29 protein-coding genes are annotated in these 26,102 nt (G+C 70.6%); 14 read left to right on the plus strand and 15 right to left on the minus strand.

Translation table 11 applies throughout. From position 1 onward, the window contains the following. Window positions 1-45: 45 nt before the first annotated feature. Complete coding sequence (locus OG309_RS18305) at window positions 46-1,575, plus strand: glycosyltransferase family 87 protein (protein WP_329422226.1); 1,530 nt, start codon at window positions 46-48, stop codon at window positions 1,573-1,575. Window positions 1,576-1,652: 77 nt separating this feature from the next. Here OG309_RS18305 and OG309_RS18310 read toward each other — a convergent pair whose 3' ends face one another. From OG309_RS18310 to OG309_RS18320, 3 genes are all read right to left on the minus strand, one after another. Then, window positions 1,653-2,684 (minus strand): alanine racemase, encoded by a 1,032-nt coding sequence (locus tag OG309_RS18310; RefSeq protein WP_329422229.1) that lies wholly within the window; start codon window positions 2,682-2,684, stop codon window positions 1,653-1,655. A 98-nt stretch (window positions 2,685-2,782) separates the two neighbouring features. Next, on the minus strand, window positions 2,783-3,901 hold the full coding sequence (locus OG309_RS18315) for a lipid II:glycine glycyltransferase FemX (RefSeq protein WP_329422232.1): 1,119 nt from the start codon (window positions 3,899-3,901) through the stop codon (window positions 2,783-2,785). A gap of 129 nt (window positions 3,902-4,030) precedes the next feature. Then, window positions 4,031-4,330, minus strand: a complete 300-nt coding sequence (locus OG309_RS18320; protein ID WP_329422234.1) for a hypothetical protein — start codon at window positions 4,328-4,330, stop codon at window positions 4,031-4,033. A 284-nt stretch (window positions 4,331-4,614) separates the two neighbouring features. Here OG309_RS18320 and rpsF point away from each other — a divergent pair, with 284 nt between their 5' ends. The 4 genes from rpsF to rplI all read left to right on the plus strand — a co-directional run bounded on the left by rpsF (window position 4,615) and on the right by rplI (window position 6,317). Beyond that, entirely contained in the window at window positions 4,615-4,905 is a 291-nt protein-coding gene (rpsF, locus tag OG309_RS18325; protein ID WP_004950685.1) for a 30S ribosomal protein S6, read from the plus strand. A 73-nt stretch (window positions 4,906-4,978) separates the two neighbouring features. Next, window positions 4,979-5,557, plus strand: coding sequence for a single-stranded DNA-binding protein (locus OG309_RS18330; RefSeq protein ID WP_329422236.1), 579 nt, complete (start codon window positions 4,979-4,981; stop codon window positions 5,555-5,557). A gap of 58 nt (window positions 5,558-5,615) precedes the next feature. Beyond that, window positions 5,616-5,852, plus strand: a complete 237-nt coding sequence (rpsR, locus tag OG309_RS18335; protein WP_128983236.1) for a 30S ribosomal protein S18 — start codon at window positions 5,616-5,618, stop codon at window positions 5,850-5,852. A gap of 18 nt (window positions 5,853-5,870) precedes the next feature. Next, a complete protein-coding gene (gene rplI, locus OG309_RS18340) occupies window positions 5,871-6,317 on the plus strand; it encodes a 50S ribosomal protein L9 (RefSeq protein ID WP_329422240.1) in 447 nt (148 codons plus the stop codon). A 189-nt stretch (window positions 6,318-6,506) separates the two neighbouring features. Here rplI and OG309_RS18345 read toward each other — a convergent pair whose 3' ends face one another. After that, window positions 6,507-7,844 carry an MATE family efflux transporter gene (locus OG309_RS18345; RefSeq protein ID WP_329422243.1) on the minus strand — a complete coding sequence of 446 codons (1,338 nt, stop codon included), beginning with the start codon at window positions 7,842-7,844 and terminating at the stop codon, window positions 6,507-6,509. 442 nt (window positions 7,845-8,286) lie between these two features. Here OG309_RS18345 and dnaB point away from each other — a divergent pair, with 442 nt between their 5' ends. After that, a complete protein-coding gene (dnaB, locus tag OG309_RS18350; protein WP_329428413.1) occupies window positions 8,287-9,750 on the plus strand; it encodes a replicative DNA helicase in 1,464 nt (487 codons plus the stop codon). A 35-nt stretch (window positions 9,751-9,785) separates the two neighbouring features. Next, window positions 9,786-11,168 (plus strand): serine hydrolase domain-containing protein, encoded by a 1,383-nt coding sequence (locus OG309_RS18355; protein WP_329422246.1) that lies wholly within the window; start codon window positions 9,786-9,788, stop codon window positions 11,166-11,168. A gap of 40 nt (window positions 11,169-11,208) precedes the next feature. On the opposite strand, the gene OG309_RS18360 is transcribed toward OG309_RS18355, so the two are convergent. The 4 genes from OG309_RS18360 to OG309_RS18375 form a co-directional block, all read right to left on the minus strand. Next, the gene (locus OG309_RS18360) at window positions 11,209-11,661 is read right to left on the minus strand and encodes a GNAT family N-acetyltransferase (protein ID WP_329422249.1); all 453 of its coding nucleotides are present in this window, start codon (window positions 11,659-11,661) and stop codon (window positions 11,209-11,211) included. Window positions 11,662-11,689: 28 nt separating this feature from the next. Next, entirely contained in the window at window positions 11,690-12,148 is a 459-nt protein-coding gene (locus OG309_RS18365) for a MarR family winged helix-turn-helix transcriptional regulator (RefSeq protein ID WP_329422251.1), read from the minus strand. A gap of 113 nt (window positions 12,149-12,261) precedes the next feature. Continuing rightward, a complete protein-coding gene (locus OG309_RS18370; RefSeq protein ID WP_329422252.1) occupies window positions 12,262-13,125 on the minus strand; it encodes a GNAT family N-acetyltransferase in 864 nt (287 codons plus the stop codon). A 5-nt stretch (window positions 13,126-13,130) separates the two neighbouring features. Next, entirely contained in the window at window positions 13,131-13,658 is a 528-nt protein-coding gene (locus OG309_RS18375) for a DUF2269 domain-containing protein (RefSeq protein ID WP_329422254.1), read from the minus strand. A 77-nt stretch (window positions 13,659-13,735) separates the two neighbouring features. Here OG309_RS18375 and OG309_RS18380 point away from each other — a divergent pair, with 77 nt between their 5' ends. Together OG309_RS18380 and OG309_RS18385 are read left to right on the plus strand one after the other, a co-directional pair. After that, window positions 13,736-14,389, plus strand: coding sequence for an HAD family hydrolase (locus OG309_RS18380; protein ID WP_329422255.1), 654 nt, complete (start codon window positions 13,736-13,738; stop codon window positions 14,387-14,389). A 44-nt stretch (window positions 14,390-14,433) separates the two neighbouring features. After that, entirely contained in the window at window positions 14,434-15,678 is a 1,245-nt protein-coding gene (locus tag OG309_RS18385; RefSeq protein ID WP_443067577.1) for a globin domain-containing protein, read from the plus strand. Here the strand turns inward: OG309_RS18385 and OG309_RS18390 are convergent. The 5 genes from OG309_RS18390 to OG309_RS18410 all read right to left on the minus strand — a co-directional run bounded on the left by OG309_RS18390 (window position 15,675) and on the right by OG309_RS18410 (window position 19,398). Continuing rightward, window positions 15,675-16,154: an NUDIX domain-containing protein gene (locus OG309_RS18390; protein WP_046908654.1), complete on the minus strand. Its 480-nt coding sequence runs from the start codon at window positions 16,152-16,154 to the stop codon at window positions 15,675-15,677. The two genes, OG309_RS18385 and OG309_RS18390, sit on opposite strands and share 4 nt — an antisense overlap. Window positions 16,155-16,189: 35 nt before the next feature. Continuing rightward, window positions 16,190-17,086 (minus strand): LysR family transcriptional regulator, encoded by an 897-nt coding sequence (locus OG309_RS18395; RefSeq protein ID WP_329422263.1) that lies wholly within the window; start codon window positions 17,084-17,086, stop codon window positions 16,190-16,192. A 261-nt stretch (window positions 17,087-17,347) separates the two neighbouring features. Further along, a complete protein-coding gene (locus OG309_RS18400) occupies window positions 17,348-18,523 on the minus strand; it encodes a cystathionine gamma-lyase (RefSeq protein WP_329422265.1) in 1,176 nt (391 codons plus the stop codon). Then, window positions 18,520-19,011, minus strand: a complete 492-nt coding sequence (locus OG309_RS18405; protein WP_329422266.1) for a low molecular weight protein-tyrosine-phosphatase — start codon at window positions 19,009-19,011, stop codon at window positions 18,520-18,522. Before OG309_RS18405 ends, OG309_RS18400 begins: the two co-directional genes overlap by 4 nt. A 9-nt stretch (window positions 19,012-19,020) precedes the next feature. Continuing rightward, window positions 19,021-19,398 (minus strand): phage holin family protein, encoded by a 378-nt coding sequence (locus OG309_RS18410; protein ID WP_329422269.1) that lies wholly within the window; start codon window positions 19,396-19,398, stop codon window positions 19,021-19,023. 49 nt (window positions 19,399-19,447) lie between these two features. Between OG309_RS18410 and OG309_RS18415 the strand changes: the two genes are divergently transcribed. The 4 genes from OG309_RS18415 (at window position 19,448) to OG309_RS18430 (ending at window position 21,718) form a co-directional block, all read left to right on the plus strand. Then, window positions 19,448-19,765 (plus strand): cupin domain-containing protein, encoded by a 318-nt coding sequence (locus OG309_RS18415; RefSeq protein ID WP_329422272.1) that lies wholly within the window; start codon window positions 19,448-19,450, stop codon window positions 19,763-19,765. A gap of 165 nt (window positions 19,766-19,930) precedes the next feature. After that, window positions 19,931-20,152, plus strand: a complete 222-nt coding sequence (locus tag OG309_RS18420; protein WP_329422275.1) for a DUF5326 family protein — start codon at window positions 19,931-19,933, stop codon at window positions 20,150-20,152. A gap of 223 nt (window positions 20,153-20,375) precedes the next feature. Continuing rightward, window positions 20,376-21,146, plus strand: a complete 771-nt coding sequence (locus tag OG309_RS18425) for an IclR family transcriptional regulator (protein ID WP_329422278.1) — start codon at window positions 20,376-20,378, stop codon at window positions 21,144-21,146. Between the two features lie 137 nt (window positions 21,147-21,283). Further along, a complete protein-coding gene (locus tag OG309_RS18430; protein ID WP_329428415.1) occupies window positions 21,284-21,718 on the plus strand; it encodes an SsgA family sporulation/cell division regulator in 435 nt (144 codons plus the stop codon). A gap of 55 nt (window positions 21,719-21,773) precedes the next feature. Here OG309_RS18430 and OG309_RS18435 read toward each other — a convergent pair whose 3' ends face one another. Continuing rightward, entirely contained in the window at window positions 21,774-23,144 is a 1,371-nt protein-coding gene (locus tag OG309_RS18435) for a YibE/F family protein (RefSeq protein ID WP_443067578.1), read from the minus strand. A gap of 213 nt (window positions 23,145-23,357) precedes the next feature. Here OG309_RS18435 and thiC point away from each other — a divergent pair, with 213 nt between their 5' ends. Continuing rightward, window positions 23,358-25,142, plus strand: coding sequence for a phosphomethylpyrimidine synthase ThiC (thiC, locus tag OG309_RS18440; protein ID WP_329422282.1), 1,785 nt, complete (start codon window positions 23,358-23,360; stop codon window positions 25,140-25,142). A 92-nt stretch (window positions 25,143-25,234) separates the two neighbouring features. Here the strand turns inward: thiC and OG309_RS18445 are convergent, their stop codons facing one another. Then, window positions 25,235-26,044: a hypothetical protein gene (locus OG309_RS18445; RefSeq protein WP_329422285.1), complete on the minus strand. Its 810-nt coding sequence runs from the start codon at window positions 26,042-26,044 to the stop codon at window positions 25,235-25,237. Window positions 26,045-26,102: the final 58 nt, after the last annotated feature.

The raw sequence follows: 26,102 nt of genomic DNA on the forward strand, positions 1-26,102 counted from the left end.
GCGGCCCTCACCGTTTTCCCAGGCCCGTACGGCAGGATGTCCCCCATGCCGAGCCTCCAGAAGACGACCCCTCCGCGGGAACCGGCGGTGGTCTGCCCCACGCGCAGCGACGACGTGGCCGCCGCGGGCAGCGAACTGATCGGCGGACCGATCGGCCGCCGGGCGCTGCTGGGCGCCGGACAGCTCACCCCGGTGCGCGTGGTGGCCCTGGTGGCCATCGGGATGTTCGCGCTCGGCATGGTGCAGAAGCTGCCCTGCTACAACTGGGCCTGGTTCCGCGGCACCACCTCCCAGTACACCCACGCCTGCTACTCCGACATCCCGCACCTGTTCTCGGGGCGCGGTTTCGCGGACGGCCTGGTGCCCTACTTCGACCGGATCGGTGGCGACATACCGTTCCTGGAGTACCCGGTCCTGACCGGCCTCTTCATGCAGGTCGCGGCCTGGCTGACGCCCGGCGGCACCACCCTGTCGGAGCGGGAGCAGGCCTACTGGATGGTCAACGCGGGCCTGCTGCTCGTGTGCACGGCCGTCCTCGCCGTGTGCGTGGCCAGGACCCACCGCCGACGCCCCTGGGACGCCCTCCTGGTGGCGCTCGCGCCCGCCCTGGCGCTGACCGCCACGATCAACTGGGACCTGCTGGCCGTCGCCCTGACCGCCGCCGCGCTCCTGATGTGGTCGCGCGGCCGGACGCTCGGTGCCGGCGTGCTGATCGGGCTCGCGACGGCCGCCAAGTTCTACCCGATACTGCTCCTGCTCCCCCTGTTCCTGCTCTGCTGGCGGGCCGGGAAGTGGCGCGCGTTCGGCACGGCGCTGCTCGGGGCGGTGGGCGCGTGGCTGGCGGTGAACCTGCCGGTGATGCTGCTCGCGCCCGAGGGCTGGAAGCAGTTCTACGTCTTCAGCACCGACCGGAACGTCGACTTCGGCTCCGTCTGGCTGCTCCTCAGCCAGACCACCGGCCGTCAGGTGCAGCCGACGACCGCCAACCTGTGGGCGCTGCTCCTGATGCTGCTGGCGGCCGTCGGTCTGGCGATCCTGGCGTTCTCCGCGCCGCGCCGGCCCCGGCTGGCCCAGCTGGCCTTCCTGATCGTGGCCGCCTTCGTGCTCACCAACAAGGTCTACTCGCCGCAGTACGTGCTGTGGCTGATCCCGCTCGCCGCGCTCGCCCGGCCGCGCTGGCGCGACTTCCTCGTCTGGCAGGCCTGCGAGGTCATGTACTTCCTGGCCATCTGGTTCTACCTGGCCTACACGAGCAGCGGGAACAAGCAGGGCCTGCCGACCGACGGCTACCAGTTCGCCATCGTGCTGCACGTGCTCGGCACGCTCTACCTGTGCGCCCTGGTCGTGCGCGACATCCTCGCGCCGGACCGGGACCCGGTACGCCGGGACGGCTCGGACGACCCCTCGGGGGGCGTCCTGGACGGGGCGGAGGACGTCTTCGTCCTGGGCAGGGCGGCCCACCCGCCGCTGCACGCGGCCCCGGCGGCGGAGGGCCCGCGGGTGGAGTGGGGCGCCCCGGGCGGCGTCCCCGGGGGCGATCCCTGGGCGGCTCCGAGGAGCGCCTCCCGAGAGTGAGCGGACGCGGACACGTGAGCGGCCCCCCGGGTGATCCCGGGGGGCCGCTCACGTATCCGTACGGTGCTGCCGTCGGCTCAGCGCTCGACGATGCGGTCGTACTGGGTCGTGGTGTGGCGCAGATGGGCGACCAGCTCGTCGCCGACGTGCGGCTCCTGCGCGTCGGAGGGCACGAACAGGATCGACACCTGCATGTGCGGGGGCTCGGCGAACCAGCGCTGCTTGCCGGCCCAGACGAACGGGGAGAGGTTGCGGTTGACGGTCGCGAGACCGGCGCGGGCCACGCCCTTGGCGCGCGGCATCACGCCGTGCATGGCCTTGGGGGCCTCCAGGCCGACGCCGTGCGAGGTGCCGCCGGCGACCACCACGAGCCAGCCGTCGGACGCCGCCTTCTGCTGGCGGTAGCCGAAGCGGTCCCCCTTGGCGACGCGGGTGACGTCGAGGACGGCGCCCCGGTAGTCGGTGGCCTCGTGGTCGCCCAGCCACAGCCGGGTGCCGATCCGGGCCCGGAAGCGGGTCTGCGGGAACTGCTGCTGGAGCCTGGCCTGCTCGTCGGCGCGCAGGTGGCTGACGAACATGGTGTGCAGCGGCAGCCGGGCGGACCGCAGCCGGTCCATCCAGGCGATGACCTCCTCGACGGCGTCGGTGCCGTCCGGGCGGTCCAGGGGCAGGTGCAGGGCGAAGCCCTCCAGGCGTACGTCCTCGATGGCGGCGTGGAGCCGGCCGAGGTCCTCCTCGTGGACGCCGTGGCGCTTCATCGAGCTCATGCACTCGATGACGACACGGGCGCCCACCAGGGCGTGCACGCCGTCCACGGAGGACACCGAGCGGATGACCCGGTCCGGCAGCGGCACCGGCTCCTCGCCGCGCCGGAACGGGGTGAGCACCAGCAGGTCGCCGCTGAACCAGTCCTTGATCTTGGCGGCCTCGTACGTGGTGCCCACCGCGAGCATGTCGGCGCCGAAGCGCGCGGCCTCGTCGGCCAGCCGCTCGTGGCCGAAGCCGTAGCCGTTGCCCTTGCAGACCGGGATGAGACCCGGGAACTGGTCGATGACCGTCTTCTGGTGCGCCCGCCAACGAGCGGTGTCGACGTAGAGGGAGAGCGCCATGGCCGGCCCGGAACCTTTCTGGTGGCTGCGGTGTGTCAGCTGCGGTGGATCGATGGTGTGTACGCGTGTACGAGACTACGCAAGCCTCGGACGTGACGTCAGCGACGCGACATGTAGATGTCCAACGCCTTGTGCAGGAGCTTGTTGAGCGGGAAGTCCCACTCGCCGACGTACTCGACGGCCTCGCCGCCCGTGCCGACCTTGAACTGGATCAGGCCGAAGAGGTGGTCGGTCTCGTCCAGCGAGTCCGAGATGCCCCGCAGGTCGTAGACGGTGGCGCCCATCGCGTAGGCGTCGCGCAGCATGCGCCACTGCATCGCGTTGGAGGGGCGGACCTCGCGGCCGATGTTGTCGGAGGCGCCGTAGGAGTACCAGACGTGGCCGCCGACGACGAGCATGGTCGCGGCGGAGAGGTTCACGCCGTTGTGCCGGGCGAAGTAGAGCCGCATGCGGTTGGGGTCCTCGTTGTTGAGGACGGTCCACATGCGCTGGAAGTACGAGAGCGGGCGCGGGCGGAAGTGGTCGCGGACGGCCGTGATCTCGTACAGCCGCTGCCACTCGGCGAGGTCCTCGTAACCGCCCTGGACGACCTCGACGCCGGCCTTCTCGGCCTTCTTGATGTTACGGCGCCACAGCTGGTTGAAGCCCTTGAGGACGTCGTCGAGCGAGCGGTTGGCGAGCGGGACCTGGAAGACGTAGCGGGGCTGCACGTCGCCGAAGCCGGCGCCGCCGTCCTCGGCCTGCTGCCAGCCCATCTTCCGCAGCCGGTCGGCGACCTCGAAGGCGCGCGGCTCGATGTGGGTGGCCTCGACGTCCTTCAGACGCTTGACGTCCGGGTCCTGGATGCCGGACTTGATGGCGGCCGAGTCCCAGCGGCGGATGACGACCGGCGGGCCCATCTTCACGGAGAACGCGCCCTGCTGCTTCAGGTGCGCGAGCATCGGCTGGAGCCAGTCGTCGAGGTTCGGGGCGTGCCAGTTGATGACCGGGCCCTCGGGCAGGTACGCCAGGTACCGCTTGATCTTGGGGAGTTGGCGGTAGAGCACCAGGCCGACGCCGACGAGCTCGCCGCCCTTGTCGAACCAACCGAGGTTCTCCGAGCGCCACTCGGTCTTCACGTCCGCCCACGCCGGGACCTGGCAGTGGCTCGCCGCGGGCTGGCTCTGGATGAATGCCAGATGCTGCTCACGGCTGATGGTCCTCAGGGTCAGGCTCATGCGGGGCGCTCCTCGGCAGGTGTGTCCCCATCGGTCAGGGGCTCCGGCTCTCGCGCCGAAGCCTACTGCGACCGGGGAGCGCCCCTGATGGGACGTGTGTCCCTGAGCCTGTCAGGCCCTCGGGTGGGATCAGGCGAGGCCTCCGTAGAACATGCCGAGGTAGAAGCCCACGGCCGAGGCGCCGAGGCCGACGATGAGGACGAATCGCTCCCTGGTGGTCACGGAGACGAACTGTCCGACCGCTCCGGTCAGGATGCCGATCAGACCCGTCCAGGACGCCAGCACGTGCAGGCTGTGGAACTGGGCGGTGATGAAGGACAGGATTCCGAGGAAGAGGGTCACCGCCATCAGGGTGTCCTGGAGCGGGTGCGGCTTGCCGTCCGTGGCGAAGAGGGAGTGTCCGGGGTCGGGTCGCATTGCCTGTGCCATGGGGCACCTCCTGGCGTGGCTGCGGGAAGGCGGCGCACTGTGACGCCGCCGACATCCGTTGTGTACAGATTGCGTCCCCTCACCACCGGATTTCAACCGCAGGGCGATGTGCGGGTACTCTGTACGGTCTGCACCGGTGTCTGCCCAGGTCCGTCCTGGACCCCGACGGAACCCTCGCTCGTCGAGGGGGATTGTCAGTGGTGGCCGATACCGTTGCTTACGCATCACGACCCTCCTGCCACGGAACGACCGTGGCCGCTGAGTCCAAAGGAGGTGGGTTCCACATGCGTCACTACGAGGTGATGGTCATCCTCGACCCCGATCTCGAGGAGCGCGCTGTCTCCCCGCTGATCGAGAACTTCCTCTCCGTCGTCCGTGAGGGCAACGGAAAGGTTGAGAAGGTCGACACCTGGGGCCGTCGTCGTCTCGCCTACGAGATCAAGAAGAAGCCCGAGGGCATCTACTCGGTCATCGACCTGCAGGCCGAGCCTGCGGTCGTCAAGGAGCTCGACCGCCAGATGAACCTGAACGAGTCGGTCCTCCGGACCAAGGTCCTCCGCCCCGAGACCCACTGAGCCTTCGGCTCACAGGTTTTCGGGTTCGAGTAGCAGTAAGCAGCCAGAAGCAATCCCGCCGAGAGGTTCACCCATGGCAGGCGAGACCGTCATCACGGTCGTCGGCAATCTTGTCGACGACCCCGAGCTGCGCTTCACCCCGTCCGGTGCGGCGGTCGCGAAGTTCCGTATCGCGTCCACTCCCCGCACCTTCGACCGCCAGACCAACGAGTGGAAGGACGGCGAAAGCCTCTTCCTGACCTGCTCGGTCTGGCGACAGGCGGCGGAGAACGTCGCCGAGTCGCTCCAGCGAGGCATGCGCGTCGTCGTGCAGGGCCGGCTGAAGCAGCGGTCCTACGAGGACCGCGAGGGCGTGAAGCGCACGGTCTACGAGCTGGACGTCGAGGAAGTCGGCCCCAGCCTGAAGAACGCCACGGCCAAGGTCACCAAGACCACGGGTCGCGGTGGCCAGGGTGGTTACGGCGGCGGGCAGCAGCAGGGCGGCGGCGGTGGCAGCTGGGGTGGAAACTCCGGCGGTGGCCAGCAGGGCGGCGGAGCTCCCTCCGACGACCCCTGGGCCTCCAGCGCCCCGTCCGGCGGCCAGCAGCAGCAGGGCGGCGGTAGCTGGGGTGGAAACTCCGGCGGCGGCTACTCGGACGAGCCTCCCTTCTAGGGCTACGCCCCAAGAAGCAGCTCGTACCCAAACTTCTTGATCACACAGGAGAAACACCATGGCGAAGCCGCCTGTGCGCAAGCCTAAGAAGAAGGTCTGCGCATTCTGCAAGGACAAGGTCGCGTACGTCGACTACAAGGACACGAACATGCTGCGGAAGTTCATTTCCGACCGCGGCAAGATCCGTGCCCGTCGCGTGACCGGCAACTGCACGCAGCACCAGCGTGACGTCGCCACGGCCGTCAAGAACAGCCGTGAGATGGCGCTGCTGCCCTACACGTCCACCGCGCGATAAGGGAAGGGTGACCGAAAAATGAAGATCATCCTCACCCACGAGGTCTCCGGCCTCGGTGCCGCTGGCGACGTCGTCGACGTCAAGGACGGCTACGCTCGCAACTACCTGGTCCCGCGTGGTTTCGCGATCCGCTGGACCAAGGGTGGCGAGAAGGACGTGGCGCAGATCCGCCGCGCCCGCAAGATCCACGAGATCGCGACCATCGAGCAGGCCAACGAGGTCAAGGCCCGGCTCGAGGGCGTCAAGGTCAAGCTGGCCGTTCGCTCCGGCGACGCCGGCCGCCTGTTCGGCTCCGTGACCCAGGCCGACGTCGCTTCGGCGATCAAGGCTGCGGGCGGCCCGGACGTGGACAAGCGTCGTGTCGAGCTCGGTTCGCCGATCAAGACCCTCGGCGCGCACCAGGTCTCCGTGCGTCTGCACGCCGACGTGGTTGCCAAGCTGGGCGTCGAGGTCATCGCCGCCTAAGGCTGGCCTTCGGCAGTCTCTGCTGAGCAGTGAGGAAGGGCCGCACCCCTCGGGTGCGGCCCTTCCGCCGTTTCACGTGAAACATCGTGTTTCACGTGAAACGTCATCGATCGGACAGCGGAGCACCGGTCCCGGTGCCCTCGGTCGGCAGCAGCCTCGCTCGGCGGCAGTCTCAGCCGGCGGCCCCGGTCAGCGGGTGGCGCCCGTGACGATCCAGCGTCCGGAGCGGGCGCGGAGCCAGAGGGTGGCCAGGCGGACCGTCATCATCAGCGTCATCGCGCCCCAGAGGGCGGTCAGCCCGCCTCCGAGCGTGGGGACGAGCAGGGCGACGGGGGCGAAGACGGCCAGGGTCACCAGCATGGCTCCGGCGAGGTAGCGGCCGTCGCCCGCGCCCATGAGGACGCCGTCGAGGACGAAGACCATGCCGGAGACGGGCTGGGAGAGCGCCACGACCAGGAGGGCGGGCAGCAGGGTGTCCTGGACCGAGGGATCGCTGGTGAACAGCGGGATGAAGAGCGGTCGGGTGACGATGAGCAGGAGTCCGAGCACGATGCCGGAGACCACGCCCCACTGCACCATCCGGCGGCACACCTGGCGGGCGCCGTCTCCGTCCTCGGCGCCGAGGTAGCGGCCGATGATGGCCTGTCCGGCGATGGCGATGGCATCGAGGGCGAAGGCCATCAGGCTCCACAGGGACAGGATGATCTGGTGCGCCGCGACATCGGCGTCGCCGAGCCGGGCGGCCACGGCCGTGGCGATCATCAGGACCGCGCGCAGGGAGAGCGTACGGACCAGGAGCGGGGCACCGGCCTGGGCGCCGGCCCGGATCCCGGCGGGGTCCGGGCGCAGGGAGGCGCCGTGGCGGCGGGCGCCGCGGACGACCACGAACAGATAGGCCGCGGCCATGCCGACCTGGGCGATGACCGTGCCCCAGGCGGATCCGGCGATGCCGAGCCCGGCTCCGTAGACCAGCCCGAGGTTGAGGAGCCCGTTGGCGGCGAAGCCGGCGATGGCGACGTACAGAGGGGTCTTCGTGTCCTGGAGGCCGCGGAGGACGCCGGTGGCGGCGAGGACGACCAGCATGGCCGGGATGCCGAGGATGGAGATCCGCAGATAGGTGGTCGCGTAGGGGGCGGCGGTGTCGGAGGCGCCGAAGAGCCCCACGAGCCAGGGGGCGGTGGGCAGGGTGAGGGCGACGACGCCGGCGCCCAGGAGGAGGGCGAGCCAGATGCCGTCCACGCCCTGGCGGATGGCGGACGGGAGGTCGCCCGCACCGACACGGCGGGCGACGGCCGCCGTGGTGGCGTAGGCGAGGAAGACGAAGACGCTCACCGCGGTGGAGAGCAGGGTCGAGGCGATGGCTAGCCCCGCCAGCTGGGGCGTGCCGAGGTGGCCGACGATGGCGCTGTCGGCCAGGAGGAACAGGGGCTCGGCGACGAGTGCGCCGAAGGCCGGGACGGCCAGCGAGACGATCTCGCGGTCGTGTTGCCGTCGAGTGGCCTTGGAGGGCGCGGGAGCCTGATGCATGGGGTCAATCTAATCTTCCACAGGTAAGAGATGCAATGGCATTACAACCCTTACTCGGGGAGGGATTGGGCCTTCGGGTGTGCGCCGTTTGTTCTGATCTTGGTCCAGACGGCGAAGTTTTTCTCCCCCACAGCCGGTGGACGGAAAAACCGCAGGTCAGGTGGGTTGGGTCGAGGGCGGTATGAGTTTGTCCACATGGCTGTCCCCCGGTCCGTGCACAGGTTCTGGGGAGTTCTCCACAGCATCGGGGCCTTCACCCACAGGCCCTGTGGATAACCAGATTGGCTGACGGTGCCCGCGGGCCTACCGTGGACCGGCGCACGACGCGCCAGAAGCGGAGTCAAAGCCTCTCGTTTGTCGGAGCCGTGGCGTAAGAAAGAGTGGCACGGTGAGGTCCGCGGAGCGGACGGGAGGAGGTGGCTTGGTGAGCAGTCCCGAGCCCATGGACGATCCCTGGGCCGACAGCGGACCAGGTGACCGGCTGCCCACCCGTACCCGCGGCGAGGGCCGTGGCCGGGGGCGCGGTCGTGAGGACCAGCACGAGCGCGGCAGCGAGGACTCCTGGGACTCCGGGATGTCCGGCTTCGAGCGGGTCCCCCCGCAGGACCTGGACGCCGAGCAGTCCGTCCTCGGCGGCATGCTGCTCTCCAAGGACGCCATCGCCGACGTCGTCGAGATCCTCAAGGGCCACGACTTCTACAAGCCGGCCCACGAGACGGTCTACGCGGCCATCCTCGACCTGTACGCGAAGGGCGAGCCCGCCGACCCCATCACGGTCGGCGCCGAGCTCACCAAGCGCGGCGAGATCACCCGCGCCGGCGGCGTCTCCTACCTGCACACCCTCGTCCAGTCGGTGCCCACCGCCGCCAACGCCTCCTACTACGCGGAGATCGTCCACGAGCGCGCCGTGCTGCGGCGCCTCGTCGAGGCCGGCACCAAGATCACGCAGATGGGATACGCGGCCGACGGCGACGTCGACGACATCGTCAACCGCGCCCAGGCCGAGATCTACCAGGTCACCGAGCAGCGGACCACCGAGGACTACCTGCCGCTCGGCGACATCATGGAGGGCGCGCTCGACGAGATCGAGGCGATCGGCTCCCGCAGCGGCGAGATGACCGGTGTGCCCACCGGCTTCACCGACCTGGACGCGCTGACCAACGGTCTGCACCCGGGTCAGATGATCATCATCGCGGCCCGTCCCGCCATGGGTAAGTCGACGCTCGCGCTCGACTTCGCCCGCGCGGCCTCGATCAAGCACAACCTGCCCAGCGTCATCTTCTCCCTCGAAATGGGACGCAACGAGATCGCGATGCGTCTGCTCTCGGCGGAGGCCCGGGTCGCCCTGCACCACATGCGCTCCGGCACTATGACCGACGAGGACTGGACCCGGCTGGCCCGCCGGATGCCGGACGTCTCGCAGGCCCCGCTCTTCATCGACGACTCGCCGAACCTGTCGATGATGGAGATCCGCGCCAAGTGCCGCCGCCTCAAGCAGCGCAGTGGCATCAAGCTGGTCATCATCGACTACCTCCAGCTGATGCAGGCCGGTGGCTCCAAGCGGTCCGAGAGCCGCCAGCAGGAGGTCTCCGACATGTCGCGAAACCTGAAGCTGCTCGCCAAGGAGCTGGAGCTCCCGGTGATCGCGCTCTCGCAGCTGAACCGTGGCCCCGAACAGCGCACGGACAAGAAGCCGATGGTCTCCGACCTGCGTGAATCCGGCTCCATCGAGCAGGACGCGGACATGGTCATCCTGCTGCACCGCGAGGACGCCTACGAGAAGGAGTCCCCGCGCGCGGGCGAGGCCGACATCATCGTCGGCAAGCACCGTAACGGTCCGACCGCGACGATCACCGTGGCCTTCCAGGGCCACTACTCACGCTTCGTGGACATGGCACAAACCTGATCGAGTTCTCCGGGGCCACGCGGCATGATCACCGTATGACCTCATCCTTCGAAGCCCTTCTTCCCGGCACCGAACGCGCCCTGCTGCACCGCGTCGCCGTCGCCCAGACCGAGGGACGCTCGCCCTCCTTCGCCGCCGGCGTGGTCCGGGAGGGCGAGACCGTCTGGTTCGGGTCGCGCAGCTGTGTCGACGGGCACGACCCGGAGGTCGACACGCAGTACCGGATCGGCTCGATCACCAAGGTGTTCACCGCGGTGCTGGTGATGCGGCTGCGGGACGAGGGGCTGCTCGGCCTCGACGACCCGCTGGAGAAGCACCTGAAGGGCACCGGCGTCGGCGAGGTGACGATCGCTCAACTGCTCGGCCACAGCGCCGGTCTCGCCGCCGAGACCCCGTCGCCGTGGTGGGAGCGGACGCCCGGCACGGTGCGGCCCGAGCTCGACGACGTCCTGGGGGAGCAGCCGAGGCGGCACCCCGCCGGGCGGCTGCACCACTACTCCAACCCCGGTTACACCCTGCTCGGTTCGCTGGTCGAGGCCCTGCGCGGGGTGTCCTGGGAGGAGGCGCTGCGCACCGAGATCCTGGAGCCGCTGGGGCTGCGCCGGACGAGCGCGCAGCCGGTCGCCCCGCACGCCGGCGGCTTCGCCGTGCACCCGTGGGCCGATGTGATGCTGCCCGAGCCCGCGCAGGACCTGGGGATCATGGCACCGGCCGGGCAGCTCTGGTCGACCGTCGGCGACCTCTGCCGGTTCGGCGCGTTCCTCGCCGAGGGGGACGACCGGGTGCTCTCCAAGGCCTCGGTGGAGGAGATGCGGGTGCCCGCCGCGCCCCCGGCGGCCGGTGACGGGGAGTCGGGCTATGGCCTGGGTCTTCAGCTGCTGCGCAAGGACGGCCGGACGCTCGTCGGCCACACGGGTTCGCTGCCGGGCTTCGTGGCCTGCCTCTGGGTGAGCGTCGAGGACGGGCTCGCGGCGGTGGCGCTCGCGAACGCCACCTCCGGGCCCCTGACGGGCCTTGTGGCCGCCGATCTCGTCCGGATCGTGGCCGAGGCCGAGCCCCGTCTGCCGGAGCCCTGGCGGCCCCTTCCCGAGGCGGAGGTCGACCAGGAGCTCCTGGCGCTCACCGGCCCCTGGTACTGGGGGACGTACGCCTACGGTCTGCGGGTCGGCGCCGGGCGCGCGGTGACCCTGGAGCCGCTGCGCGGTGTCGGGCGCCGTGCCACCTTCCGGGCGCTTCCGGAGGGCGGCTGGATCGGTCTGGACGGCTACTACGCGGGGGAGACGCTCCGGGTGGCGCGGCGTCCCGACGGCTCGGTGAGCCATCTCGACCTCGGCTCCTTCGTCTTCACCCGCGAGCCGTACGAGCCGGGAGACGCCGTTCCCGGAGGTGTGGACGAGGCCGGCTGGCGCGGCCTCTGACCGGAAGCGCGCTGTTTCACGTGAAACAGCGCGCTCTCCTTCACAGGCTCAACTTGAACCCGACGTGGGAGGCCTCGAAGCCGAGTCGCTCGTAGAAGCGGTGGGCGTCGATGCGGGTGACGTCCGAGGTCAGCTGCACCAGTCGGCAGTCCTGGGCGCGGGACTCCTCGACGGCCCACTCGATGAGCCGGGTGCCGAGACCGCTGCCGCGCTCGTCGGCGTGGATGCGGACGCCCTCGATGAGGGACCGGGTGGTGCCCTTGCGGGAGAGCCCGGGGATGAGCGTCAGCTGCAGGGTGCCGACGACCCTGCCCGCGCGCACGGCCACGACCAGACGCTGGTTCGGGTCCTGGGCGAGCCGGGCGAAGGCGGCCGTGTACGGCGTGAGGTCGTCCGGCGACTCGCGCTGGGCGCCCAGGGGGTCGTCGGCCAGCATCGCCACGATGGCGGGGAGGTCGTCCTGCTGTGCGGGCCGTATCTCAAGATCGCTCATGGAGGGCAGGGTACGTCCGGCCCGGGGGTCAGGCGGGAACGCCGAGACCCTCGACGACCCGGACCAGCGGGGCCAGTTCCGGGTTCTCCGCCGCCGCGTCCAAGGCCTCGCGCAGGGCGCTGTCGTTGGTCGGCCGGGCCTCGTCGAGCAGCTTCCGGCCCGCCTCGGTCACATCGGTGTAGATGCCCCGCCGGTCGGTGGCACACAGGTACCGGGTGAGCAGCCCGCGGTCCTCCAGCCGGGTGACGAGCCGGGTGGTGGCGCTCTGGCTGAGCACGACGGCGTCGGCGACCTGCTTCATCTGGAGGTGTCCGCCCGGACCGTCGTGCTGGCGGCTGAGGACGTCGAGGAGCGAGTACTCGCGCACGCTCAGACCGTGCCGGGACTCCAGGGCCCGCTCGATGTGCGACTCGATCCTGCCGTGCAGCAGAGAGAGCGCACACCAGCCCTGGGAGAGGGCCGTCAGTGCGGGGTCCGTCGCGGTCATGCTCTCCCTCGCTTCCTCGGCTCCGCGGTGCCGGAGCGGCTCCGTACCAGGGTAGACGATGTGCGCAAAAATCGGCGTGTGCAAGTAATCGGTGAGGGACGGGGCTCGCCGGGTCAGCCCGCCGCGACGGTGAGCGGCGCGAAGCGGCGGCGCCAGTCGCCCGGGAGGCCGGGGAGGGAACGGATCATGATGGCGGTCTCGGCGATCTGCTCCAGGCCGTTCGCCTTCAGCCAGGTGGTCAGCGAGGTGTGCCGGCTGTCGACATCCGTGCGCAACGGGCGGTCCGAGGCGCCGGCGAGCGAGGAGACCAGGGCCTGGGCCGTGGCGACGTCGCGGGCGATCAGCGGGCCGACGACATGGGTGTCCATGTTGGGCCAGAGCCCGGCGAAGCCGGTGATCTCGCCGTCCTGCTCCGCGACGCGCAGCACATCGGCGAAGGCCGGCAGGCGGGCGATCATCGCGGTGCGGTCGACGCCGAAGATCTCGTGGTCGAGGCGCAGCACCGCGGGGAGGTCCTCCGCGGTCGCGGGGCGGACCGGAAGGGCGGGAGCCGGCTCGGTGAAGGTGAAGCGCCCCATGAGCATCTCCGAGCGGCCGACATCGGCGAAGCCCAGCTCCTCGTAGAGGGGCTGCCCGTTGGAGGTGGCGTAGAGGGTGAGCGGGGTGTCCCCCGCCTCGGCGAGCACATGGCGCATCAGCCGGCGCCCGACGCCCTGGCGGGCGTAGCGCGCGGCGACCAGGACCATGCCGATGGCGGCGAGACCCGGCCCGTACGAGGTGACCACGCAGGCGGTCACCAGCCCCTCCCCGGACGGGTCGTCGATGCCGTATCCCGTGCCCGCGGTGAGCAGCAGGCCCCACTTGTACTCCTCCCGCGCCCATCCCCGGTCCTCGGAGAGGTCCGCGCAGGCGAGGACGTCCTCCGGGGTGAGGCGGCGAATCGGGAGCTGGTCGAGCGAGGGCGCTGAGGAGGGCATGGGGTTCAGGCTCTCCGAAGCGGCGCTGAGGCGTCCACCGTTTTACGGAAACGGGCGGACTCCCGCAGGCGGCGCCCGCGTCGGGTCGGCCCCCAGGGCTTGAGCACCGAGATCGCGGTCATGAAGAGATAGGCGCCGGTGGAGACCGTGGGGGCGGCGACCAGGCTGAGGTCCGGCACGCCGGCCGCCGCCGCGTGGGTGATCTCCGGGCGGAGCGCGAAGATCGTCGCGGCGGCCGTGGCGAGGGTGATCCAGAACTTGATCCAGACCCAGCGGTGCCGGGCCAGCCCCCACGGTGTCCCCAGGGAGAGCACCAGGCCGGTGCCCAGGGTGAGCAGTGCGACCGGTGCGAGCAGCCAGTCCGCGAACACCTGCATGGCGCGGTAGGCCGCTTCCGTCAGGGAGGAGTCCTGGGTCGTGTACGCGGTGATGCCGAGGGTCAGCAGGCCCAGGCTGAGGCCGAGCCAGGCCACGGAGACGGAGACGTGGACGACGAGGAGCGCCCGCCGCGCGGGCCGCCGGAGTTGTTTCACGTGAAACACGGTGCCGTCCGGAGGTCTTCTCCCGCGTCTGACCGGGGGAGTAACCGGCCGTACTAGCCTCGGCGTACATGACGACCCTCAGCGGCAGCCGCAGGCTCCATCTCTTCGACCTCGACGGCACGCTCATCCGGGGCTCGGCGGCCGCGGTGGAGATCTCGCGGCAGCTCGGGCTGCACGAGGAGATCGCGGAACTGGAGCGGGGCTTCCTGCTGCACGGCCTCACCCCCGACGAGTTCGCGGTGCGGGCCAGGGCGCTCTGGTCGGAGCTCACTCCGGAGCAGGTGGCGGCGGCCTTCGAGGGGGCTCCCTGGCTGGCCGGCATCCAGGAGGTCTGGGCGGGGATCCGGGCCGAGGGCGGTCACTGCGCGGTGATCTCGCTGTCGCCGGACTTCTTCGTCGAGCGGTTGCTGGCCTGGGGAGCGGACGCGGCCCACGGCTCGCTCTGGCCCTCCGTGCCGTTCACGGAGCCGATCCACCGCCCGGGGATCCTCGACGCGTCGGCGAAGGTGCGGATCGCCAAGGAACTCTGCGCGCGCTTCGACGTCCCGCTGGAGGCCTGTGTGGCGTACGGGGACTCGATGTCCGACGCGGAACTCTTCGCGGTCGTGCCCGAGACGGTGGCCGTGAACGCGGACCACCACCTCGCGGATCTCGCCCGGCACAGCTACGCGGGAGCGGACCTGCGCGAGGCCTACGCACTGGTTCGAAAGAGCGCAGCCTAGTCGCCGACGGGGGGTGATCGGCCGGGAATTCCGCTTTCTGCCCGGTGTCCACGCCGGACTGTCATCCTGCGAACACGGAAGGCGACCATCCAGGTCGGCTGCGGGGAGGCGAGGACATGACGGATGCTCTGGCTACGGCCCCGGACGCATCACCGCCCCGAATACCTCCGGACGAGAGCGTGACGCCCTCGCCGGACGCGGTGCTGGTGCGTCGCACGATGGCGGAGATCGACCCGGTCGCCGACCGGGTGACCTCGTATTTCTACGCGCTGCTCTTCACCCACCAGCCCGATCTGCGGGCGATGTTCCCGGCCGCCATGGACACCCAGCGCGACCGGCTGCTCAAGGCGCTGCTCACGGCTGCCGAGCACCTGGACGACGTCCCCGTGCTCACGGAGTACCTCCGGAACCTCGGCAGGGGGCACCGCAAGTACGGCACCCAGCCCGCGCAGTACCCGGCGGTGGGCGAGGCCCTGATCGGCGCCCTGGCGCGGTACGCCGACAGCTGGGACGAGGAGGCCGAGGCGGCCTGGGTCCGCACGTACACGACGATCTCGCAGATCATGATCGACGCGGCGGCGGAGGACGAGCGGCGCGCGCCGGCCTGGTGGCAGGCGGAGGTGGTCTCGCACGACCTGCGGACCCCGGACATCGCCGTGATCACCCTCCGGCCGGACCAGCCGTACCCGTTCCTCGCCGGGCAGTACACGAGCCTGGAGACGCCCTGGTGGCCGCGGATATGGCGGCACTACTCCTTCGCCTCGGCGCCCCGCCCGGACGGTCTGCTCTCGCTGCACGTCAAGGCGGTGCCGGCCGGCTGGGTCTCCAACGCCCTGGTGCACCGCGCCCGCCCCGGGGACGTCCTGCGGCTCGGCCCGCCCGCCGGGTCGATGACCGTCGACCACTCCACCGACAACGGGCTGCTCTGCCTGGGCGGAGGGACGGGCATCGCCCCGATCAAGGCCCTGGTCGAGGACGTGGCCGAGCACGGTGACCGGCGCCGCGTCGAGGTCTTCTACGGCGCACGCAGCGACCATGACCTCTACGACATCGACACCATGCTGCGGCTCCAGAAGACCTTCCCGTGGCTGGCCGTCCGCCCCGTCACCGAGGACCAGGGACGGCTCCCGGACGCCGTGCGCCAGTACGGGCCGTGGGCCGAGTACGACGCCTATCTCTCCGGGCCGCTCGGCATGATCCGCAGCGGGGTGGACGCCCTGCGGGGCGTCGGCATCCCCACCGACCGGATCCGCCACGACTTCCTGACGGAGCTCGTCCCGCAGCCCTAGCCCAGGTCGGGCGCGTGCATCGCGCGGACGCCCTCGATGTTGCCGTCCAGGTAGTGGCGCAGGGAGAGCGGCACCAGGTGCACGGCGGCGATGCCGACCCGGCTGAAGGGCACGCGCACGATCTCGTACTCGCCCAGCGGCTCCTCGATCTCGGGGCCGTGCCGCAGCGAGGTGTCCATGGACTCCAGGCGGCAGACGAAGAAGTGCTGGACCTTCACGCCGGAGACCCCGCCGTCGACGATGTGCTCGACGGTGTCGACGAAGCAGGGCACCACGTCGGTGATCTTGGCGCCGAGCTCCTCGTGCACCTCGCGGTGCAGGGCCTGGACGACGGTCGGGTCCGAGGGCTCGACCCCGCCGCCGGGGGTCAGCCAGTACGGATCCACTCCGGGCTTGGTGCGCTTGATGAGGATCAGGTCGTCCCCGTCGAGCAGGATGGCGCGTGCGGTGCGCTTGACCACTGGTCGTTCGGTCATGGGAAGAAAATGGCCCGTCCCGGGTGTCCTGAAACTCACCAGTCCCCCGCGGTCCGCAACAGCCACTCGTGGGCCCGCGCCAGATGCGGCAGCGCGAGCGTGCCGGTGCGCACCACCAGGAAGTAGGTGCGCAGGGGCGGCACCGGCGGGTCGAGGAGCGCCAGCAGGCGGCCGCCGGCCAGGGCCTCCTCACACAGATAGCGCGGCAGCACGGCGAGCCCCGCTCCGGCGGCGGTGGCTTCCAGGACGGCCCGCAGGTCCGGTACGACCACGGTCGCGGCGGCGGCCGGCTTCGACTCGAAGACGGCCGCCCAGTAGCGCGCGACGAACGGCAGCGACTCGTGCACCTCGACCACGGGCAGCTGCTCCAGGACGACCGCACCCCGGCGCAGCAGCACCCCGGGAGAGAGGCGGGCGGCCCAGCGCGGGGCGGCGACCAGGACGTGCTCCTCGTCGCAGAGCGGGGTGGCGGCGAAGAGCCCGCCGCGGGGCCGTGCGGTGGAGACGGCCAGGTCGTGGTGCCCGGCGGCGAGCCCGTCGAGGGTCTCGTCCGCGTCGCCCAGGAAGGAGACGCGCAGCGTGAGGCCCTGGGCGACCAGCGGGGTCAGGGCGGGCAGCACCCGGACCGAGGTGAACTCGGGCGGCCCGGCCAGGTGCAGGGTGCGGATCCCGCTCTGCTCCTCGAGGCCGGTCTCGGCGATCTCGGCGAGCGCGTCCAGGTGCGGCGCGGCGCGATGGGCGAGTTCGTCGCCGATGGTGGTGGGGGTGACCCCACGGGCCTGTCTGAGGAAGAGCGGGCGGCCCAGCTGCCGTTCCAGGGTGCGGATCTGGCCGGTGACCGCGGGCTGGGAGAGTCCGAGGAGGGCGGCGGCGCGGGTGAAGGAGCCGGCCCGGTGCACCGTGACGAACGTGCGCAGCAGGGCCAGATCCATGTCGCCCCCTCCCGGCCGCAGGGGGCCGTTCGACTCAGGCGGTCCGCTGACGGCGCCTCAGGACCGTCCAACTATAAATAAGTCGATAGGTCGCTGTCGCTAGAGTGATTGGACACTGACGCACAGTCAACTAGCCTTGTCCGGGCGGACGTCGGCCGTGGGGACGGCTGCGGAACCGCTGGGGGAGCAAGGGGGAGGAGGGCGTTCCGAGCCACGAGGGGGGAGGTTCGGAACGCTTCTTCATGAGCCCGCTCTCCCCTGTCAGGCACCCTTGGCGGCGGTGTCGAGGGCCTGAAGGACGTCGTCGATCAGGTCCTCCGGGTCCTCCGCGCCCACCGAGAAGCGGACGAAGCCCTCGGGCACGGCGTCCCCGCCCCACCGTCCGCGCCGCTCGGCGGTCGACCGGACCCCGCCGAAGCTGGTCGCGTCGTCCACGAGCCGCAGCGCGTCCAGGAACCGGTCCGCCCACGCGCGGTCCGGCAGGACGAAGGAGACGACGGAGCCGAAGCGCCGCATCTGCCGGGCGGCCACCTCGTGCGAGGGGTCTGTGGGCAGCCCCGGGTAGCGCAGTCCGGTCACGTCCCGGTGCGCGAGGAGGGCCTCGGCGACGGTCAGCGCGGTCGCGCACTGCCGGTCGAGGCGCAGCTGGAGGGTGGCCAGGGAGCGGTGGGCGAGCCAGGCCTCCATCGGGCCCGGGATGGCCCCGACGATCTTCCGCCAGCGGCGCACCTCGGCGGCCCGCAGCGGATCGCGGCAGCTGACGTGGCCGAGCAGGATGTCGCCGTGCCCGGTCATGCCCTTGGTGTCGCTGGCGACGGAGAAGTCGGCGCCCAGCTCCAGGGGCCGCTGGCCGAGCGGGGTGGCCAGGGTGTTGTCGACGGCCACCAGGGCCCCTGCCTCGTGGGCGGCCCGCACCATGCGTCGCACGTCGCAGACGTCGAGCCCGGGGTTGGACGGCGTCTCCAGCCACAGCAGCTTCGCCCCGTCGAGGACGGTGAGCTGGGTGTCGCCGCGGGTCGGCGCGGTGCGCACCTCCACGCCGTACGCCCGCAGCTGTTCGTGCAGCAACGGCAGTGCCTGGTAGGCGTCGTCGGGGACGACGACGGCGTCGCCGGCGCGCAGCTGGGAGAACAGGACGGCGGAGATGGCGGCCATCCCGGAGGCGAAGACCAGGGTCTCGACCCCGGTCTCCCCCGGTGCCTCCAGCTCGCCGATGGCGCGTTCCAGGAGGGTCCAGGTGGGGTTCTCGTCGCGGCCGTAGGTGTAGGGGCCGGTGGGGTCGCCCGGCAGGTGGAAGTGGGCGGCGAAGACCGGACCGGGCAGGGTGGGCTCGTACTTCACGGGCTCGGGCAGGCCGGCCCGGACCGCCCGGGTCCCGTCGCCGATCCGGCCGGTCTCCTCGGGTCGGAGCCCTCCGTCGCCGTCGGTGCTGCTCATCGCGTCCGCTCCTCCACCTCGTCGCGCACCGCGGCGAGCAGTCCCTCGCTCGCGGCCTCCACCATGTCCAGGCACTCCTCGAACCCCTCCCGGCCGCCGTAATAGGGGTCGGGCACGTCGAGCTCGGCGCCCGCGCCGGGGTCGTAGGAGCGCAGCAGCCGTATCTTCGCAGCGTCCTCGGGGGTGGGGGCGAGCCGCCGCAGTTCGCGCAGATGCCCCTCGTCGAGGGCGATGACCAGGTCCAGCGCGGCGAACCACGAGGAGCGGAACCGGCGGGCGGCGTGCGCCGAGCCGTATCCGTGCTCCTCCAGGACGGCCACGGTGCGTGGGTCGGCGGCGTCGCCCTCGTGCCAGCCGCCGGTGCCGGCGCTGTCCACGACGACCGCGTCGGCCAGGCCGGCCTCGGCCACGCGGGCGCGGAAGACGTGCTCGGCCATCGGCGATCGGCAGATGTTGCCCGTGCAGACGAAACAGACGCGGTACGTCACGGCCGGCCCTCAGTCGCCGTCGGGGAGGACGACGTTCAGCGCCCAGGAGACGACGGAGATGATCAGGCCGCCGAGCACCGCGGTCCAGAACCCGTCCACGTGGAAGCTGAGGCCGAGCTGGTCGGCCAGCCAGGAGGTCAGCAGCAGCATGAGCGCGTTGACGACCAGGGTGATCAGACCGAGCGTCAGGATGAAGAGCGGAAGCGTGAGCAGCTTCACGAGCGGCTTCACCAGGAAGTTGACCAGGCCGAAGACCAGGGCGACCAGGATCAGGGTCCAGGCCTTCTTCGCGGTGCTGTCTCCGGTCAGGGTGATGTCCTGGAGCAGCCAGATGGCCACGGCCAGGGCCCCCGCGTTCGCGAGCGTCTTGACTACGAAATTCTTCATGTGTCAGATCGTGGCAGACACGATCGAGCCAAGGCAGGGGCGAACGACCATGAAGGCATTCCGACTGGATGAGCTGGAGGCGGAGCGCGCCGCCAACGAGGGCGCGTACCTCCAGTTCCTGCGGGAACGGAACATGTCCGTCGGGCTGTACGCGCTCGACGCGGGGCAGCTCGACCCGCAGCAGCCGCACGGTCAGGACGAGGTGTACTTCGTGGTGAGCGGCCGGGCGGCGATCACGGTCGGGGAGGAGACGACCCCGGTGGCGCGGGGCAGCGTGGTCTACGTGCCGGCCGGGGTGCCGCACAGGTTCCACCACATCACCGAGGACCTGCGGGTCATGGTGGTCTTCTCGCCGCCGGAGGCGTGAGCCCGGCCCCCTAGGGGTCGGATCAGGGAAGAGCGGGGGCCGTGAGGCCCCCGCTCGCCAGGGGTGCGCACCTAGCATCGAAGGTGTCGGCGACAGAACGCCGGCGGTCCCGGGGTCCGGACGGATCCCGCGGGTCCGGACTCTTCGGGAGATGAGGTAAGCGCAATGGCGGTGAAGGAGATTCTCGCGGGGATGCCGTGGTGGGTGAAGTGGGTCGCCATACCCGTTCTCGCGCTCGTCGTCTTCGGTGGACTGATCACCAGCGTCCTCACCATCGTGGTGGGCCTGCTCTTCAAGGTGCTGGTGTTCGTGGCGCTCGTCGGTGGCCTGATCTACGTCGTACGGAAGTTCAGCTCGTCCTCCTCCGGTTCGCGCGAGGACTGGTAGCACGGGTTCCCCCTTGGTACGGGCCAACGGCCTGGGATTAGCCCGGGCGAGGGAACGCACCGGTTGAAACCGGCCGTGGCCCTGGGGGCTGCCATTAGAGTGGAAACCTCTGCCGCCCCAGGAACAACAGGCGTAGACCCGACGGTCCCAGGTCGCGGTGGGCGCGCGGGGGCGGCCCCCGCGGGCGGATGCGACGCGTCCGTCACTCGCCTGGGGGTGACCTTTGGCCACGGCTTCGCAGACCGCTGCTCCTACCCTGATCGGATCGGTACAGCGGGCGCTGAGACTTCTGGAGGCCGTGGGCTCCCATGAGGACGGAGCGCCCGCCAAACAGCTTGCCCGCGAAGCGGGACTGCCGCTTCCCACCGCATACCACCTGCTCCGCACCCTGACGCACGAGGGCTATCTGCGCCGTGAGAAGGGTGTGTTCGTCTTCGGCGACGCCGCCGGCCGTCTGGTCGGCGGCGGAGTTCTGCAGAATCGTCGCACCAAGGTCGAGGACTCTCTCGCGCACTGGCGTGATGCCATCGGCGTCCCCGTGTACTTCGCGATCTACCGCGAAGGCGAGATCGAGCTCGTCGCCGTCGCCGACACCCCCGCGGCTCCCGCCGTCGAGGAGTGGGCCGATTTCCGGGAGACCGGCCACGCGCACGCCATCGGGCAGTGCCTGCTGAGTCAACTCGATCTGAAGAGTCGTCAAGACCACCTCGATCGCCATCCGGTGGAAGCGATCACGCCGTATACGGTGCGTAATCGGCGTGCCCTTTTGGACCGTTTGGACGGAATAGGGCGTATGGAGCCCCTGGTGGAGCGTCAGGAATATGCGCTCGGCACAGTCTGTGCCGCCATCCCCATCACTGCGGGGTCCACGGCGGCCGCGATGGCCATTTCCGTACCCCTTCACCAGGGAGAACGGTTGCTACCTGCGATCGCTCAGCTACAGAACGAGATCGGAAGGCTCTTCAGTTCGCTCGCCTTCTCTATCAGTATCTGAAAAATCACTCCTTGTGATCTGCTAGCGCTTACAGCACGATTGCGTCAAGAGGGCCATGAGGGATCATTCCTGGCCGTTTCGACCACAGCTTTCAGCAGCGTGTTTACACAACTGCTTCGTCTACTGCGGGGTACATGATGCGAGAGACGGTTCAAGCCGAACTCCTGATGAGCTTCCTCGTCTCCGAGGAGCTCTCCTTCAGGATCCCGGTGGAACTGCGATACGAGACCCGCGACCCCTATGCGGTGCGGATGACCTTCCACCTTCCCGGAGACGCGCCGGTGACCTGGGCGTTCGGCCGGGAACTGCTGCTCGACGGGATCAACCGGCCCAGCGGCGACGGCGATGTGCACATCGCGCCGACCGATCCGGACGGGCTCTCCGACGTGATCATCCGGCTCCAGGTCGGCAGCGACCGGGCCCTGTTCCGGGCGAGCGCGCCACCGCTGGTCGCCTTCCTCGACCGTACGGACAAGCTGGTCCCGCTCGGTCAGGAACGCACCCTCGGCGACTTCGAGGACAACCTGGAGGCGGCACTGGGCCGGATCCTCGCGGAGGAGAACGCCGGCTGAGCCGTACCGAGGCGTACGGAGTCCCCCGGGTCCCCGTACTCCGCGGTCGGTCAGGTCACTTGGCCCGGCGGCGGCGTCCGCGCCCGCCCGGGCGCTGCTCCGTGGCCCCCGGCCGGTCGGCCGAGACCACCAGCGCCGCGAGGACGGTGGTGACCGGCACCGAGGCGACCAGGCCGATGGAGCCGATCAGCGTGCGGACGATCTCCTCCGCGACCAGCTCGCTGTTGGCCACCGTCCCCACGCTGCTCTGGGCGATCGAGAAGAGCAGCAGCAACGGCAGGGCGGCGCCGGCGTACGCGAGGACCAGGGTGTTCACGACCGACGCGATGTGGTCGCGGCCGATCCGGATGCCGGCCCGGTAGAGCGCCCGTGGACCCATCCGCGGATCGGCCTGGTGCAGTTCCCAGACCGCCGAGGTCTGGGTGACCGTCACGTCGTCGAGCACGCCGAGCGAACCGATGATGACGCTCGCCAGCAGCAGACCCGACATGTCGATGTTCGGGTACAGGCCGTGGATGAGGCCCGTGTTGTCGTCGGTGTTGCCGGTGAGCGAGGCCCAGCCGATGAAGAGCGAGCCGAAGAGGCCGATCAGCAGCAGCGAGACCAGGGTGCCGAGCACGGCCACCGAGGTCCGGGCGGACAGGCCGTGGCACATGTAGAGCGCGATGAGCATGATCGCGCTCGCTCCGACGATGGCGACCACCAGGGGATTGGAGCCCTCGAGGATCGCCGGGAGGATGAAGAAGGTCAGCACCAGGAAGCTCACGGCGAGCGCGATCAGCGCCATCACGCCGCGCATCCTGCCCACGGCCACCACCACCAGCGCGAAGATGCCGGCGAGGACCGCCAGCGGCAGCTTCCGGTTCACGTCCGTCACGGAGTACTGGAGTTCGCGCGGTGCGTCGGGGGCGTACGCGACGACCACGCCCTGGCCCTCGTGGAGCTGGCGCGGGGCGTCCGGCTGCACGATCTCGGTGAAGGTCCGGCCCTGGTGCGGGCCCGAGGTGACCTCGATCGTCGCCTTCTCGCACTGCCGGGTGTCACTCCCCTCCGGCGTCGAGGCGTCGCCGGTCGGCGGGGCCTGCGCGACGTTCACGTCCTTGCAGTCGACGTGGTCGACGGCCACGACCCGCCCCTGCTCGGTCTGCCGGTCGAAGCCCACCCCCGTGCGCTCGTGCGCCGGGGCGCCGCCCGGCCACAGCACCGCGAGCCCGATCAGGACGGCGGCGCCGAAGGGGATCAGGACGGCGGCGATGACCTTGCGCAGATGACGCGAGACGGGCGCCGCCGGGCCGTGGCTGTGTGTGTGGCCGTGTCCGTGGCCGCCGCCGTGCCCCCCGCTCCCTCCGTCGTCGTGGCCGTGTCCGCCATGGCCCTCGTGGCCACCGGAACGGTGCGGATCGGGGGTCTGCTGCGTGGAAGTCACCGAGCGATCATCGCAAGAACGCGGGGGACCCACTGTTCAGCACGCCAGGGAGGGCGCTAGCGTGGTGGCACCTTTGCACACGCGGGAGCTCGGAGCACCGGGCTGAGAGGGCGCTGATCACCGTACGCGCGTACTGGACGTACGTACGGGAGGAGGCTGCGCCGACCGCCGAACCTGTTACCGGGTAATGCCGGCGTAGGGAGATTCGGTCTCATGACCATTCAGGATGCACGCACGCCTGCCTCCGACCAGAACGGCCCGCAGGAGCGCACGCCGGGCTGGCACAAGGGATACGTCGAGGGCTCGCGCCCCGACCTCCGGGTGCCGGTCCGCCAGGTGCACCTCACCAACGGCAAGGACGTGACGCTGTACGACACGTCCGGTCCGTACACCGACCCCACCGTCGAGACCGACGTCCGGCGCGGCCTGGCGCCGCTGCGCGAGAACTGGATCATCGCGCGCGGGGACACCGAGGAGTACGCGGGCCGCCCGGTCCGCCCCGAGGACGACGGCATCAAGCACACCTCGCCGCGCGGCGGGGGCCTGAAGAACCTCGACGCCGTCTTCCCGGGCCGGCCGCGGCTGCCCCGCCGGGGCCGGGACGGCCAGGCGGTGACGCAGCTCGCGTACGCCCGCCGGGGCGAGGTCACCCCGGAGATGGAGTACGTCGCCATCCGCGAGAACGTCTCCCCCGAGGTCGTGCGCGAGGAGATCGCCGCGGGCCGCGCGGTGCTCCCGGCCAACGTCAACCACCCGGAGATCGAGCCGATGATCATCGGCAAGCGGTTCCTGGTGAAGGTCAATGCCAACATCGGCAACTCCGCGGTCACCTCGTCCATCGAGGAGGAGGTGGAGAAGATGACCTGGGCGACGAAGTGGGGCGCCGACACGGTCATGGACCTCTCCACCGGCCGCAACATCCACACCACCCGCGAGTGGGTGCTGCGCAACTCCCCCGTGCCGATCGGCACCGTGCCGCTCTACCAGGCCCTGGAGAAGGTCGACGGCAAGGCCGAGGAGCTGACCTGGGAGATCTACAAGGACACGGTCATCGAGCAGGCCGAGCAGGGCGTCGACTACATGACGGTCCACGCCGGCGTGCTGCTGCCGTACGTGCCGCTGACCGCCCGCCGCAAGACCGGCATCGTCTCGCGCGGCGGCTCGATCATGGCCGCCTGGTGCCTCGCGCACCACCAGGAGAACTTCCTCTACACGAACTTCGAGGAGCTCTGCGAGATCCTCGCGGCGTACGACGTCACGTACTCGCTCGGCGACGGCCTGCGGCCCGGATCGATCGCGGACGCCAACGACGCCGCGCAGTTCGCCGAGCTGAAGACCCTCGGTGAGCTCAACACCATCGCCAAGCGGCACAACGTGCAGACCATGATCGAGGGCCCGGGCCACGTCCCGATGCACAAGATCAAGGAGAACATCGACCTCCAGCAGGAGATCTGCGAGGAGGCGCCGTTCTACACGCTCGGCCCGCTCACCACCGATGTGGCGCCCGCCTACGACCACATCACCTCGGGCATCGGCGCGGCGATGATCGCCTGGTGGGGCACGGCGATGCTCTGCTACGTGACGCCGAAGGAGCACCTGGGCCTGCCCAACAAGGACGACGTGAAGACCGGCGTCATCACCTACAAGATCGCGGCCCACGCGGCCGACCTCGCCAAGGGCCACCCGGGCGCGCAGGAGTGGGACGACGCCCTGTCGGACGCGCGCTTCGAGTTCCGCTGGGAGGACCAGTTCAACCTGGCCCTCGACCCGGACACCGCCCGCGAGTTCCACGACGAGACGCTGCCGGCGGAGCCCGCGAAGACGGCGCACTTCTGCTCCATGTGCGGGCCGAAGTTCTGCTCGATGAAGATCTCCCAGGACATCCGCCGTGAGCACGGCGGCGACCTGAAGGCGGACGAGATCGAGGCGGGCATGGCGGAGAAGTCGGCCGAGTTCGCGGCGGCCGGCAACCGCGTGTACCTGCCGCTGGCGGAGTAACCCGCCCCGGCACACGGCCGGGACCGGCCCGCGACCCATGGGGGGAGCCGCGGGCCGGTCCCGTTCCCGGGCGCCCTCGCGCCCGCGCCGGGCTACTCCGGGCGGTGGTCCGGCGGTCCGAAGTCCGGGCTGGTGAAGTCCGGGCTCGAGTAGGTCGGCCGGGGGGCCGGGGGGCCCTCGGCCGGGCTGCTGAAGTCCGGGCCGCTGTAGCCGACCTTGGGGATCCGGCCGGTCGGCGGCGGCTGCTTCGGCTTGGGGAGGACCGGGGGAGCGGGGGTGGCGAGGGCGTCGCGGAGGAAGGGCAGGATGCCGCGGTCCACGAGGGCGCGGCCCCAGGCCTGTCTCGCGCGGGACAGATCGTCGTCCGGAGTCCCGGCCGGCACCTCCGTGGCGCTGTTGCGCAGGGCCGTCACCAGCAGTCCGACGGCCGCGCAGACCAGTCCCGCCGCGGCCACCGCGCCGAACATCAGGCCGGCGGTCAGCAGGGTGTCGGCGAAGACGGGCGCCGGGTCGAGCAGCTTCAGGACCGCGCCGACCAGGAGCAGGAGCACGGCCGCGGTGCCCGCGAGGATCGGGGCGAGGACGGTGACGATCGCGACGACACCCGCCCCGTCGGCGCCGTTCGCGCCGTCGAGGGCTGCGTCGGTGCCACCGGCACCGGCGGCGCTCGCCGTGCGGAGCTGTTCACGGACCTTCACGAAGTGGTCGTACTCGACCGCGGCGGCCGTCGTGATGAGCGCTGTCGCGTTCAGCGCCATCTCGCGCAGCTGCGCGGTCGTGAACCGGTCGCCGATGTCGGCGAATCCCGGCCGGTCGTGCGCGGAGCGCAGTGCCTCGTCGAGAACGCGCTCGAACTCGGCGCGGTCCTCGGTCAGCAGGTGCGGAGCCACGTTCATGTGCATCCCCCGATGCTCCGTAGGGCCGCAACGGCCCTGGTGAAGCGGCCGGTTTGGCGGAAAC

It is taken from the genome of Streptomyces sp. NBC_01268, assembly GCF_036240795.1.
In the GTDB taxonomy this organism is placed as follows: domain Bacteria; phylum Actinomycetota; class Actinomycetes; order Streptomycetales; family Streptomycetaceae; genus Streptomyces.

Bases quoted from the DNA above. Each gene is read 5' to 3' on its own strand.
- OG309_RS18305 (WP_329422226.1), top strand. From the start codon at position 46: ATGCCGAGCCTCCAGAAGACGACCCCTCCGCGGGAACCGGCGGTGGTC.
- OG309_RS18310 (WP_329422229.1), bottom strand. From the start codon at position 2,684: ATGGCGCTCTCCCTCTACGTCGACACCGCTCGTTGGCGGGCGCACCAG.
- OG309_RS18315 (WP_329422232.1), bottom strand. From the start codon at position 3,901: ATGAGCCTGACCCTGAGGACCATCAGCCGTGAGCAGCATCTGGCATTC.
- OG309_RS18320 (WP_329422234.1), bottom strand. From the start codon at position 4,330: ATGGCACAGGCAATGCGACCCGACCCCGGACACTCCCTCTTCGCCACG.
- rpsF (WP_004950685.1), top strand. From the start codon at position 4,615: ATGCGTCACTACGAGGTGATGGTCATCCTCGACCCCGATCTCGAGGAG.
- OG309_RS18330 (WP_329422236.1), top strand. From the start codon at position 4,979: ATGGCAGGCGAGACCGTCATCACGGTCGTCGGCAATCTTGTCGACGAC.
- rpsR (WP_128983236.1), top strand. From the start codon at position 5,616: ATGGCGAAGCCGCCTGTGCGCAAGCCTAAGAAGAAGGTCTGCGCATTC.
- rplI (WP_329422240.1), top strand. From the start codon at position 5,871: ATGAAGATCATCCTCACCCACGAGGTCTCCGGCCTCGGTGCCGCTGGC.
- OG309_RS18345 (WP_329422243.1), bottom strand. From the start codon at position 7,844: ATGCATCAGGCTCCCGCGCCCTCCAAGGCCACTCGACGGCAACACGAC.
- dnaB (WP_329428413.1), top strand. From the start codon at position 8,287: ATGGACGATCCCTGGGCCGACAGCGGACCAGGTGACCGGCTGCCCACC.
- OG309_RS18355 (WP_329422246.1), top strand. From the start codon at position 9,786: ATGACCTCATCCTTCGAAGCCCTTCTTCCCGGCACCGAACGCGCCCTG.
- OG309_RS18360 (WP_329422249.1), bottom strand. From the start codon at position 11,661: ATGAGCGATCTTGAGATACGGCCCGCACAGCAGGACGACCTCCCCGCC.
- OG309_RS18365 (WP_329422251.1), bottom strand. From the start codon at position 12,148: ATGACCGCGACGGACCCCGCACTGACGGCCCTCTCCCAGGGCTGGTGT.
- OG309_RS18370 (WP_329422252.1), bottom strand. From the start codon at position 13,125: ATGCCCTCCTCAGCGCCCTCGCTCGACCAGCTCCCGATTCGCCGCCTC.
- OG309_RS18380 (WP_329422255.1), top strand. From the start codon at position 13,736: ATGACGACCCTCAGCGGCAGCCGCAGGCTCCATCTCTTCGACCTCGAC.
- OG309_RS18390 (WP_046908654.1), bottom strand. From the start codon at position 16,154: ATGACCGAACGACCAGTGGTCAAGCGCACCGCACGCGCCATCCTGCTC.
- OG309_RS18395 (WP_329422263.1), bottom strand. From the start codon at position 17,086: ATGGATCTGGCCCTGCTGCGCACGTTCGTCACGGTGCACCGGGCCGGC.
- OG309_RS18400 (WP_329422265.1), bottom strand. From the start codon at position 18,523: ATGAGCAGCACCGACGGCGACGGAGGGCTCCGACCCGAGGAGACCGGC.
- OG309_RS18410 (WP_329422269.1), bottom strand. From the start codon at position 19,398: ATGAAGAATTTCGTAGTCAAGACGCTCGCGAACGCGGGGGCCCTGGCC.
- OG309_RS18415 (WP_329422272.1), top strand. From the start codon at position 19,448: ATGAAGGCATTCCGACTGGATGAGCTGGAGGCGGAGCGCGCCGCCAAC.
- OG309_RS18420 (WP_329422275.1), top strand. From the start codon at position 19,931: ATGGCGGTGAAGGAGATTCTCGCGGGGATGCCGTGGTGGGTGAAGTGG.
- OG309_RS18430 (WP_329428415.1), top strand. From the start codon at position 21,284: ATGCGAGAGACGGTTCAAGCCGAACTCCTGATGAGCTTCCTCGTCTCC.
- thiC (WP_329422282.1), top strand. From the start codon at position 23,358: ATGACCATTCAGGATGCACGCACGCCTGCCTCCGACCAGAACGGCCCG.
- OG309_RS18445 (WP_329422285.1), bottom strand. From the start codon at position 26,044: ATGCACATGAACGTGGCTCCGCACCTGCTGACCGAGGACCGCGCCGAG.